The sequence below is a fragment of the Inquilinus limosus MP06 genome (assembly GCF_000767795.1).
Taxonomy (GTDB): domain Bacteria; phylum Pseudomonadota; class Alphaproteobacteria; order DSM-16000; family Inquilinaceae; genus Inquilinus; species Inquilinus limosus_E.
The window spans coordinates 1-11,313 of sequence record NZ_JANX01000155.1 but is presented as its reverse complement, the minus strand read 5'-3'; the positions used below and the strand labels follow the sequence as shown (position 1 = coordinate 11,313).

Genomic DNA, 11,313 nt, shown 5'->3' with positions numbered 1-11,313 from the left:
CTTCGCGGCCGAGACCGCGGCCGAGCAGCTGGTCCGCCTGGCCCGGGCCGAGCCGGGCGCCTTCTCCCTGCTGGCCACCGGGCCGCTGACCAACTTGGCCCTGGCGCTGCAACTGGAGCCCGAGCTGCCGCGGCTGGTCGACCGGGTGGTGATCATGGGCGGGGCGGTGACCGTGCCCGGCAACATCACCGCCGCGGCCGAGGCCAACATCTTCCATGATCCGGAGGCGGCGGAGGCGGCGTTCGCGGCGGCCTGGCCGGTCACGCTGGTCGGGCTGGACGTCACCATGACCGCCTGGCTGGGCGAGGCCGAGCTGGCGCGGATCGAGGCCGATTCCCGGCCGCGGGGCCGCTTCGCCTGGTCGATCCTGCAGCACTATGTCGGCTTCTACCATGCCCGCTATGGCATCCGCGGCTGCGCCCTGCACGATCCGGCCGCGGCGATGCTGCTGTTGGACCCGGACCTCGCCGAGTATTCCGACTGGCCGGTCCGGGTCGAGCTCAGCGGCGACCTGACCCGGGGCATGACCTTGGCCGACCGCCGCGGTGTTCCGGAGGAGCAGGGGGTGGCCGGACGACCCGCTATCCGCGTGGCGACCCGGATCGATCGCGACCGCGTGGTCGATGGATTCATGGACGGGCTGCTGCGCTGAGAGACTGTTTGGAACTGCTGCCGGCGCGGCCGTCTGATGGCGGTTTCTGCGCTTCCGGTGCTCACGCACCAATTGTGCGCTGCGCTCCGGTTCTCGAAACCGCCGCCAGCCGACTCACGCCGGCGCATTTCCAAACGGCCTCTGCGGCGGGAAGTCGACGGCCCGCCTGTTCTTGCCGATTGTCACGATACATCCGGTCGGACCCGTAGCCGGGAGCGCCGCGCGACAGGGCAGGCGGGCGTTTGCCGAAAGAACGATCACCCCTTGCGCGAGGAATGGTCGGATGATTATTCCGGACGCATGCAATATGACGCGAGCTTGATTGAAATATGATGCTGTGGCCGATCCCGGGCAGCGAGAGAACAAAAAAGGCCGTGCATTCATCGGGGATGTTCCATTAAATGACCCTCCCCCGGCGGCATGCTGCCGGGACGGTCTTGCGGTTTCGCTCCGGCGAAGGCCGGGGCAAAAAGGGGAGGTTTCATGAAGGTTCGTACTCTGCTCGCGGCGGGGGCCGCGGTCGTCGCCGCGGTCGGCTTCACCGCTTCGGCCCAGGCGGGCGCGACGTTCGACGCCGTCAAGCAGCGCGGCTTCCTGCAGTGCGGCGTCAACACCGGCCTGGCCGGCTTCGCCCTGCCGGACAGCCAGGGCAAGTGGACCGGCATCGACGTCGACACCTGCCGCGCCATCGCGGCCGCGGTGTTCGGCGATGCCGACAAGGTCAAGTTCACCCCGCTGAACGCCCAGGTGCGCTTCACCGCGCTGCAGTCGGGCGAAATCGACGTGCTGGCCCGCAACACGACCTATTCGCTGTCCCGCGACACCTCGCTGGGCCTGACCTTCACGGCCATCAACTTCTATGACGGCCAGGGCTTCATGGTGAACAAGTCCCTCGGCGTGTCGAGCGCCAAGGAGCTGAACGGCGCCACCATCTGCGTCCAGCCGGGCACCACCACCGAGCTGAACCTGACCGACTGGTTCCGCGCCAACAAGCTGGACTTCAAGCCGGTCGTCATCGAGAAGCTGGAGGACGTGGAGTCCGCCTTCTTCTCCGGCCGCTGCGATGCCTACACCACCGACGCGTCGGGCCTGGCCGGCACCCGTGCCGCCAAGGCGCCGAAGCCGGACGACTACGTCATCCTGCCGGAGATCATCTCCAAGGAGCCGCTGTCGATCGCCGTGCGCCAGGGCGACGACCAGTGGGCCGACATCACCCGCTGGGTGTTCATGGCCCAGGTCCAGGCCGAGGAGAGCGGCGTCACCAGCCAGAACATCGACAGCTTCGCCGATTCCCCCGACCCGACGATCCAGCGCCTGCTGGGCAAGACCCCGGGCATGGGCGAGGCTCTCGGCCTGCCGGAGAACTGGGCGTACAACGCCATCAAGCAGGTCGGCAATTACGGCGAGATGTTCGAGCGCAATGTCGGCGAGAAGACCCCGCTGGGCCTCAAGCGCGGCCTGAACGCGCTGTGGACCCAGGGTGGCCTGCAATACGCCATTCCGATCCGGTAACCCGCGATGATCGATGCCGCCGACCCCGCAACGGGTCGGCGGTGTCGTTTTCGGGCCCGGTTCTTCGGGCGAAGAAGAAATTTGACGGGCGGCTTGAGCGAGGTTTGACGCAATGACCATGGACGTTGCCGCGGCAGGAACTGCCGTGCGCCGTGGATCCGCACTCAACGACCCCAGGCTCCGAGCGATTTTCTACCAGATCGTCCTGCTGCTGGTGGTCGTCGGCATCGGCTGGTTCCTGGTCTCCAACCTGATACACAACCGCGAGGTTCGCGGCATCCAGACCGGCTACGGCTTCCTGTCCCGCGAGGCCGGCTTCGCCATCGCCGAGACGCCGATCTCCTATTCGCCGAGCGACCCCTATGCCCGGGCCTTCCTGGTCGGGCTGGTCAACACGCTGAAGGTCTCGATCCTCGGCATCATTCTCGCGACCCTGCTGGGGCTGGTGATCGGCGTCAGCAAGCTGTCCTCGAACTGGCTGCTGGCCAAGATCGCCACGGCCTATGTCGACGTCGTCCGCAACATCCCGCTGACCGTGCAACTGCTGCTGTGGGCCGGGCTGATCCGGGTCAGCGCCCCGCCGCCGCGCCAGGCGCTGCATCCGTTGCCGGGCGTGTTCGTCAGCAACCGCGGCATCCAGGTTCCCTCGCTCGAGGACAACCCGATCTTCCTGTGGATGGCGGTCGCGGCGCTGGTGGCGCTGGTGATCGGCTGGGGGATCGCCCGCTGGGCCAAACAGCGCCAGGCGGCCACCGGGCAGCAGTTCCACAGCATCTGGGTCGGGATCGGCCTGTTCGTCGGCCTGCCGCTGATCGTCTGGCTGGGCGGCGGCGCGCCGGCCGCCTTCGAGGTGCCGGAGTTGAAGGGCTTCAACTTCCAGGGCGGCTGGACGCTGACGCCGGAATTCGCGGCGATGCTGATCGGCCTGACGGTCTACACCGCGGCGTTCATCGCCGAGATCGTGCGCGGCGGCATCCTGTCGGTGTCGCACGGCCAGACCGAGGCGGCCCGCGCGCTGGGCCTGCATTCCGGCATCACGCTGCGCCGCATCGTGCTGCCGCAGGCGCTGCGAACCATCATCCCGCCGCTGACCAGCCAATACCTCAACGTCACCAAGAACAGCTCACTGGCGGTGGTGATCGGCTATCCGGAGCTGGTGTCGATCGGCAACACCATCGGCAACCAGACCGGCCAGGTGGTCGAGGCGATCTCGATCTTCATGGCGGTCTACCTGCTCATCAGCCTGTCGATCTCGATCGGCATGAACATCTACAACCGCCGCATGGCGCTGAGGGAGCGGTGAGCATGGCCGACACTCAAGCCGCCCTGACCGCACCCTTCGTCGCCGCCCAGGAGATCCCGGCGTCGCCGCCGCCCGGCTCGACCACCGGGCCGATCGCCTGGGTCCGGCAGAACCTGTTCAGCACCTGGTACAACATCGTGCTGACGGTGCTGATCGCCTATCTGGCGATCCGGCTGATCCCGCCCTTCATCCAATGGGCGCTGATCGACGCGGTGTGGGGGCCGGCGACGCCGGACCAGACGCCGCAGGATGTGGTGGCCGCCTGCCGCGCCGCCGCCGGCGCCTGCTGGGGCTTCGTCAACGAGAAGTACAGGCTGATCTTCTTCGGCCTGTATCCCTATGGCGAGGAATGGCGGCCGATCATCGCCATGCTGATGCTGATCGGCCTCGCCGTCGCCAGCACCATGCGCCGGTTCTGGGGCAAGCGCCTGATCGTCGCCTGGGTGGTGGTGATCGTCGCCGCCATCAGCCTGATGTACGGCGCCGTGCCGCTCGGCTTCTTCGAGATCCCGCTTCCCGGCCTGTCGCTGGTCGAGACCCGGAACTGGGGCGGCCTGCCGCTGACGCTGGGCCTGTCGATGATCGGCATGGCGCTGGCCTTCCCGCTCTCGGTCCTGCTGGCGCTGGGCCGCCGGTCGCACATGCCGGCGATCCGGACCCTGTGCGTGACCTATATCGAGCTGATCCGCGGCGTGCCGCTGATCACCGTGCTGTTCATGGCCTCGGTGATGTTCCCGCTGTTCCTGCCGGAAGGCTGGAACTTCAACTATCTGCTGCGGGCCCAGGTGGCGATCATCCTGTTCACCGCCGCCTATCTCGCCGAGGTGGTGCGCGGCGGCCTGCAGGCGATCCCCAAGGGCCAGTTCGAGGCGGCGGACAGCCTCGGCCTCGGCTACTGGCAGAAGCAGCGGATGATCATCCTGCCGCAGGCGCTGCGGATCTCGATCCCGGCCCTGGTCAACACCTTCATCGGCTCCTTCATGGACACGACGCTGGTGATCATGGTCAGCCTGTTCGACCTGCTGGGCGCCGCCCGTCTCGGCCTGTCCGATCCGATCTGGGGCCCGTTCTACAAGGAAGCCTATCTGTTCGTGGCGCTGCTGTTCTTCGTCTTCTGCTTCGCGATGTCGCGATATTCGCAGCGCCTGGAAACCTACCTGAACCGTGGCACGCGCCGCCGCTGACGGAGAGATGACGATGGCTGTTAATCAACAGGCGACCGCCGCCGCGCCGGAAATCCTGATCCAGATGTCCGGGGTCAACAAATGGTACGGCGAGTTCCATGTCCTGCGGGACATCAACTTCGCCGTCGAGAAGGGCGAGAAGGTGGTGATCTGCGGGCCCTCGGGCTCCGGCAAATCCACCCTGATCCGCTGCCTGAACCGGCTGGAGGAGCACCAGAAGGGCTCGATCATCGTCGACGGCATCGAGCTGACCAACGACGTCAAGAACATCGACGCCATCCGCCGCGAGGTCGGCATGGTGTTCCAGCAGTTCAACCTGTTCCCGCATCTGACGGTGCTGGAGAACCTGACCCTGGCCCCGATCTGGGTCCGCAAGATCCCGAAGAAGGAGGCCGAGGAGACGGCGATGTACTTCCTCGGCCGGGTCAAGATTCCCGACCAGGCGCACAAATATCCGGGCCAGCTCTCCGGCGGCCAGCAGCAGCGCGTCGCCATCGCCCGCTCGCTGTGCATGAAGCCGAAGATCCTGCTGTTCGACGAGCCGACCTCGGCCCTCGACCCCGAGATGATCAAGGAAGTGCTCGACGTGATGATCGAGCTGGCCCGCGAGGGCATCACCATGATCTGCGTCACCCATGAGATGGGCTTCGCCCGCACCGTGGCCAATCGGGTGATCTTCATGGATCGCGGCCAGATCGTGGAGCAGAACGAGCCGGAGGAGTTCTTCAAGAACCCGAAGTCGGAGCGGACCAAGCTGTTCCTGAGCCAGATCCTGGCGCATTGACGGGCAGGGCGCCGCGGCGGCGGCGCCCTTCCGCATCGGGCACGCCGCGGCGGCGGCGCCCGCTCCGCATCGACGCCGGCGAGGCCTTGCCCGCCGGCTTTTTTGTTGCCGGAGTCCCGGCGCGGACACCATCCTCCGCGAGGAGAAGACGCGCGGCCAGTGGCCGGTCGCGCCGGCCGGCGGCATCCCGGAATCACCCCGATGGAGAGGTGTGGCTCGCTGGCAACAGGTCGTTGCTATTTCATCTTACATACATTCCAGGATGTATAATCCAATTGCCGTGTGTTCGAGGGCGGGACTATGGTCTCGGAGTTTTCGGGCATTCCGCCGGCCGGCCATCAAAGTCGATCGGAGTGTGCCTTCGAGGACACAGATCGGCGCCGTTTCGGGGGACTCGCTTTCGACACGGCCGCCATTACCCGACCACCACGTCGGGTTCTGCCTGCAGGCCCCGGTGGGCAGCCTAGATGGGGCCAGCAAGCAGGCGGGCTGAGAGTGTCTTAAGCGAAGCGCCCCACGGTGCGGGGCATAGGAGGGAAGATGAAGAAGGTATTGCTGGGTGGTACGGCGATCGTCGCTGCCGCTCTGATCGGTGCAATGCCGGCCTCGGCGGCCGATGCGAATGTGACGTCCGGTCTTCAGATGAAGATCAGCGGCTTCATCGGGTCGCAGGCCACGTTGTCCCTGGGTGACGAGCAGAACGAAGACTTCGCTCGCGACTACGATTTCCAGAGCAGCGCCCGGCTGCAGTTCGACGTCAAGAACGTCACTGATTCCGGCCTGGAATACGGCGGCCGTATCCGCTTCGACTCGGTCAACCGCCAGGACAACGTCAAGGTCGGCCGCACCTATGTCTATGTGAAGGGCGACTTCGGTACGGTCACCTTCGGTAACGCGCCGACCACCGCCGACGACTTCGGCTACGTCTACGCGCATGACCAGCTGAGCGGCAACATGGGGCTGGGTGCCGGCTTCGGTGACCTGCTGGACGGCAACTTCTATTTCGGCGGCAACGAGTTCTTCTCGATCGACGCCACCTACCTGGCCGGTGTCAGCAACGCCGACACCCGCATCAAGTACACCTCGCCGACCTTCGACGGCTTCAGCTTCGGCGTCGACTTCACCCCGGTGATCGGCGGCTCGACCCATGCCGGCAACGGCGGCCGCAACGACCTGTTCAACGATGGCGCGACGATCTACGAGAACGTGGTCAGCGCCGGCGTCAACTACGAGCAGACCTTCGACTCGCTGTCGGTCCGTGTCGCCGCGTCGGCCATCTACGGTAACGGCGTCAAGACTCGCGACCTGACCGGCGATCCCACCGATCTCGGCTCGAACCCGAACGGCAATGACCTCGAGGTCTACACTCTCGGCGGCCAAATCGGTTCGGGCGGCATCCTCGCCAGCGTGAACTGGACCCACAACGAGCAGACCGCGGCCGCGGACAAGCCGGTGGACACCATCATCGGCGACCTCAGCTACCAGTGGGGTCCGTTCCTGGCGTCGGCGTCTTACGCCTACACCTGGGCGGACAAGGGCAACGGCCTGAACTCGTCGATCTCCAGCGGTGAGGACCTCAAGGAAGATCACCTCGCCGGTGTGAACCTGACCTACACCCTCGCCCCGGGCCTGAACACCTACGCGGAAGTCATCTACTCGAAGCAGAACTTCCGCTCGGGCCGGGACAATGAGTCCGCCAGCCTCGGCACCGGTATCGTCCTCGGGTTCTAAGATCCCAGGACGGGCCCGGACCGCAAGGTCGGCTCGAGAAGACCGGGCGTGACGGACCACTCCTAACGGTCTCTGTCTCGTCCCCTCGAAGGCTGAAACGTCACGTCCCGGTCGACGGAGGATGCGCGGCACTGCAGGCCGCGCATCCTTTTTTTATGGCCTTCCGCAGCGGCGCACGCCCGGTTTTGTCGGATCATCTGTGGATGATTACATACGTTCATGAATGTATATTCTGATTGCTTCGATCCATCGGGCAGTTTACGGTTCTGTAATCTCGCGGACGGCCGAGTTCCGGAGGCCCCGAATTCAGGGTGGAGCGGCCTTCGTCCCGGGAGACGTACTCTCGATGTCCTGATGCGAAGCCAGGGCTCGGCATCGATGGCCACCGGATGGTCCGGCACTGCGACCAGGCCGGCACGGCTATCGGGAGGAACCGAGCGGAGGAGGGGAAGTGAAGAAGGTTCTGTTGGGTGGGGCGGCGCTGTCCGCCATGATGCTGGCCGGCGCGGCGCCGGCCACGGCCGCGGACGCCAATGTGACGTCCGGCCTGCAGCTGAAGATCAGCGGTTTCATCGGCTTCCAGGCCGCGTTGAATCTGGGGGATACCCAGAACGATGAATTCGCCCGCGACTATGACTTCCAGAGCGGCGCGCGAATCATCTTCGACATCAAGAATGTTACCGATTCGGGCCTGGAATACGGCGGGCGCATCCGTTTCGACAACGTCAACCGCCGCGACAATGTCAGCGTCGACCGCACCTATGTCTATGTGAAGGGCAGCTTCGGCACGGTCACCTTCGGCAATGCGCCGACCGTGGCCGACGATATCGGCTATGTCTACGCCCATGACGCCCTGGCGGGCGAGATCGGCGCCGGCGGCCTCAACTTCGGCGACCTGCTGGACGGTGACTTCAAGCTGGGCGGCGGCGACTTCTACTCGATCAACGCCACGTACCTGGCGGGTCTGAGCAACGCCGACACCCGCATCAAGTACACCTCGCCGAGCTTCGACGGCTTCAGCTTCGCGGTCGATTTCACGCCGGTCGTCGGCGGCCGGAACCACGCCGGCAATGGCGGCCGCAACGACCTGTTCGACGACGATCAGAGCTACTACGAGAATGTCGTCACCGGCGGCCTGAACTACGAGCAGACCTTCGATTCGCTCTGGGTCCGCCTGGCCGCCACCGCCGCGTATGGCAACGGCGTCCGCACCTCCGACTCCGGCGCCAATCCGGACGGCAACGACCTGCAGGTCTACACCCTCGGCGGCATGGTCCAGTCGGGCGGCATCGCCGCCAGCGTGAACTGGACCCACAACGAGGAGATCGCGGTCGCCAAGAAGCCGGTCGACTCGATCGTCGCTGACGTCAGCTACCAGTGGGGTCCGTATCTGGCGTCGCTGTCCTACGCCTATACCTGGGCCGACAAGGGCAACGGGCTGAACTCGAACTTCTCGAGCGGCGAGGATCTGCAGGACAACCATATCGCCGGTGCGAACTTCACCTACACCCTGGCGCCGGGCCTGAACACCTACGGCCAGGTGATCTACGAGAAGCAGAACTTCCGCGCTGGCGGGGATTGGGAGACGGCCAATCTCATGACGGGCGTGCTCCTGGCGTTCTGATCATGCCGTCACTCCGGTGACGGCCCGGGAAGACCGGGCGTGACGGACCACTCCTGACGGTCTCTGTCTCGTCCCCTCGAAGGCTGTAAATCACGTCCGGTCGACGGAGGATGCGCGGTTCTGCAGACCGCGCATCCTTTTTTTGCCGGCATCTCGCGGGATCTCTTCTTCTGATGTGCATACATACATGAATGTATATTGATGTTGCTCAAAACCTGCCGCGGGATTAACGTTTCCGTGTCTTCCGGATGGGTCGAGTCCCGATCCCCGGTCTCGCGAGATGGGCGGAACTCGCCACGGGAGACTTGGTCTCTATATTCATGGCGACAGGCTCTCACGGCCCCCGGACGGGCCTGATTCCGGCGATGACTGCGCGTCGGGCAGCAGGCGGTCGTGGCGATGGGGCGGAGGAGGGGAAAGTGAAGACGGTTCTTCTGGGTGGGGCGGCGCTCGCCGCCATGGGGCTGGCCGGCGCGATGCCGGCCTTCGCGGCCGATGCGAATGTGACCTCGGGTCTTCAGCTGAAGATCAGCGGTTTTCTCGGCTTCCAGTCGACCCTGGTGCTCAGCGACAGCCAGGACAGCGACTTCGACCGCGACTACGACTTCCAGTCCAATGCGCGGATCATCTTCGACGTCAAGAACGTCACCGATTCCGGCCTCGAATACGGCGGCCGCATCCGCTTCGATTCGGTCAACCGCCGCGACAACGCGCGGATCACGCGCGTCTACACCTATGTGAAGGGCGCGTTCGGCACCATCACCTTCGGCGACGCGCCGACGGTCGCCGACGACATCGGCTATGTCTACGTCCATGACGACCTGGTCGGCGACATGGGCGCCGGCGCGATGGATTATGGCGAGCTGCTGGACGGCGACTTCCCGGTGGGCGGCGGCAATTTCTATTCGATCAACGCCACGTACCTCGCCGGGCTGACCAACCAGGACACCCGCATCAAATATACCTCGCCGATGATCAACGGCTTCAACTTCGCCGTCGACTTCACGCCGGTGGTCGGCGGCGCCGGACATGCCGGCAATGGCGGCCGCAACGACCTGTTCGACGACGACGACACGTATTACGAGAACGTCGTCACCGGCGGCGTGAACTACCAGGACACGTTCGGCGACTGGTCGGTGCGGGCGGCGGCCACAGTGGCCTATGGCCATGGCACCCGGACCTCGGCCACCGGCGCCAACCCGCATGGCAACGACCTCGAGGTCTACACGCTGGGTGGCCAGGTCGGCTACCAGGGTATCCATGCCAGCGTGAACTGGACCCACAATGAGAGCATCGCCGTCGCCGACAAGCCGGTCGATTCCATCGTCAGCGACGTCAGCTATCGGTGGGGTGCGAATCTGGCATCGCTGTCCTATGCCTATACCTGGGCGGACAAGGGCAATGGCCTGGATTCGCAATACACCAGCGGCCAGGACCTGAAGGACAACCATATCCTCGGCGCCAACTTCACCCACACGCTGGCGCCGGGCCTGAACGCCTATGCCGAGGTGATCTACGAGAAGCAGAACTTCCGTGAAGGCCAGGATTTCGAGAATGCCAACCTGATCACCGGCGTCATCCTCGGGTTCTGAACGGATAGCAAAGGCCCGCCTGCCATTTCACTGTCATGCCCGGGCTTGACCCGGGCATCCAGAAGGCCTCGACGTTCTCTGGATTGCCGGGTCAAGCCCGGCAATGACAACCAAAGGTGAGGCCAGCCCTCAGCCGGCGAGCGGGATGTGCGGCGCGGCGGTCCGCGGCAGCAGGCCGGTCAGGCGCGGATCGGCTTTGTGCACCACCCGCTGGGCATAGGGTATGAAGCCGGCCCGCTGGTAATGCGCCAGCGCCTTCGGATGGTCGAGGGTGCAGGTGTCGACCGTCATCCGCCGGATCGGCCGTGCCCAGGCGAGGTCGATCATCGACCACAGCAGGAACGGCCCCAGCCGGCGGCCGATGAAATCCGGCATCAGCCCGAAATAGGCGAGGTCGGTGACCTCGACGCTCTCCTGGAACAGCTCGCCATAGCCGGCGGGCACGCCGGCGACATAGAGCACATAGACGCCGGTGCGCTCGTCGTTCAGCCGGACGGCCAGCCTTTCGTCATCCCATTCCCGACGGTCGGTCCACAGCCAGTTGGCGCCGATGGTGTCGTAGAGATAGCGGTAGAAGGAGACGGTCGCCGGCTCCGCCCGCATCAGCAGGTGCCGGGCCAGGGGGGGCGGCGGGGCAGGGCGCGCCGGCCGGGCCGTCATCTCCAGTTGGGTGACGGTGACCGTCAGCGTCCCCGCGGCACCGGCGGCGCTCACGACCGCATCCGTGCCGGGCCGGTCTCGACCGGCGTGTCTCCCGGCATGCCCCATTCGGCCCAGGACCCGTCATAGACCGCCGCGTCCTCGCGGCCGATGCGGTGCAGGCCCAACGCCAGCACGCAGGCGGTGATGCCGCTGCCGCAACTGGCCGTCACCGGGCCGCTCTCCGGCAGGCCGGCGGCGGCGAAGCGGGCGGTGATCTCCTCGGGCGGCA

At 65.7% G+C, this 11,313-nt stretch carries 9 protein-coding genes and 1 pseudogene; 8 read left to right on the top strand and 2 right to left on the bottom strand.

Features of this window, described 5'->3' with window-relative positions; translation table 11 throughout:
* From P409_RS14305 to P409_RS14270, 8 genes are all read left to right on the top strand, one after another.
* Positions 1-652, top strand: a 652-nt coding sequence (locus tag P409_RS14305; protein ID WP_034837732.1) for a nucleoside hydrolase, incomplete at its 5' end; no start/stop codon positions are given.
* A gap of 483 nt (positions 653-1,135) precedes the next feature.
* Entirely contained in the window at positions 1,136-2,164 is a 1,029-nt protein-coding gene (locus P409_RS14300) for an amino acid ABC transporter substrate-binding protein (RefSeq protein WP_034837728.1), read from the top strand.
* A gap of 112 nt (positions 2,165-2,276) precedes the next feature.
* The gene (locus tag P409_RS14295; RefSeq protein ID WP_034837724.1) at positions 2,277-3,467 is read left to right on the top strand and encodes an amino acid ABC transporter permease; all 1,191 of its coding nucleotides are present in this window, start codon (positions 2,277-2,279) and stop codon (positions 3,465-3,467) included.
* A 2-nt stretch (positions 3,468-3,469) separates the two neighbouring features.
* On the top strand, positions 3,470-4,651 hold the full coding sequence (locus P409_RS14290; protein ID WP_052120614.1) for an amino acid ABC transporter permease: 1,182 nt from the start codon (positions 3,470-3,472) through the stop codon (positions 4,649-4,651).
* 13 nt (positions 4,652-4,664) lie between these two features.
* Positions 4,665-5,435 (top strand): amino acid ABC transporter ATP-binding protein, encoded by a 771-nt coding sequence (locus P409_RS14285; protein ID WP_430515638.1) that lies wholly within the window; start codon positions 4,665-4,667, stop codon positions 5,433-5,435.
* A 540-nt stretch (positions 5,436-5,975) separates the two neighbouring features.
* Positions 5,976-7,166 (top strand): porin, encoded by a 1,191-nt coding sequence (locus P409_RS14280; RefSeq protein ID WP_081991499.1) that lies wholly within the window; start codon positions 5,976-5,978, stop codon positions 7,164-7,166.
* Between the two features lie 451 nt (positions 7,167-7,617).
* Entirely contained in the window at positions 7,618-8,790 is a 1,173-nt protein-coding gene (locus tag P409_RS14275; protein WP_034837711.1) for a porin, read from the top strand.
* A gap of 419 nt (positions 8,791-9,209) precedes the next feature.
* A complete protein-coding gene (locus P409_RS14270; RefSeq protein WP_161790396.1) occupies positions 9,210-10,382 on the top strand; it encodes a porin in 1,173 nt (390 codons plus the stop codon).
* Between the two features lie 129 nt (positions 10,383-10,511).
* Here the strand turns inward: P409_RS14270 and P409_RS14265 are convergent, their stop codons facing one another.
* Entirely contained in the window at positions 10,512-11,096 is a 585-nt protein-coding gene (locus tag P409_RS14265; protein WP_238578690.1) for a GNAT family N-acetyltransferase, read from the bottom strand.
* Positions 11,093-11,313 (bottom strand): annotated as a pseudogene (locus P409_RS14260) (sulfurtransferase); the annotation flags it as partial. The pseudogene P409_RS14260 and the gene P409_RS14265, both read right to left, overlap by 4 nt.

Excerpts from the sequence above, each read along its gene's own strand:
- P409_RS14300 (WP_034837728.1), top strand. The coding sequence starts at position 1,136 with ATGAAGGTTCGTACTCTGCTCGCGGCGGGGGCCGCGGTCGTCGCCGCG.
- P409_RS14295 (WP_034837724.1), top strand. The coding sequence starts at position 2,277 with ATGACCATGGACGTTGCCGCGGCAGGAACTGCCGTGCGCCGTGGATCC.
- P409_RS14290 (WP_052120614.1), top strand. The coding sequence starts at position 3,470 with ATGGCCGACACTCAAGCCGCCCTGACCGCACCCTTCGTCGCCGCCCAG.
- P409_RS14285 (WP_430515638.1), top strand. The coding sequence starts at position 4,665 with ATGGCTGTTAATCAACAGGCGACCGCCGCCGCGCCGGAAATCCTGATC.
- P409_RS14280 (WP_081991499.1), top strand. The coding sequence starts at position 5,976 with ATGAAGAAGGTATTGCTGGGTGGTACGGCGATCGTCGCTGCCGCTCTG.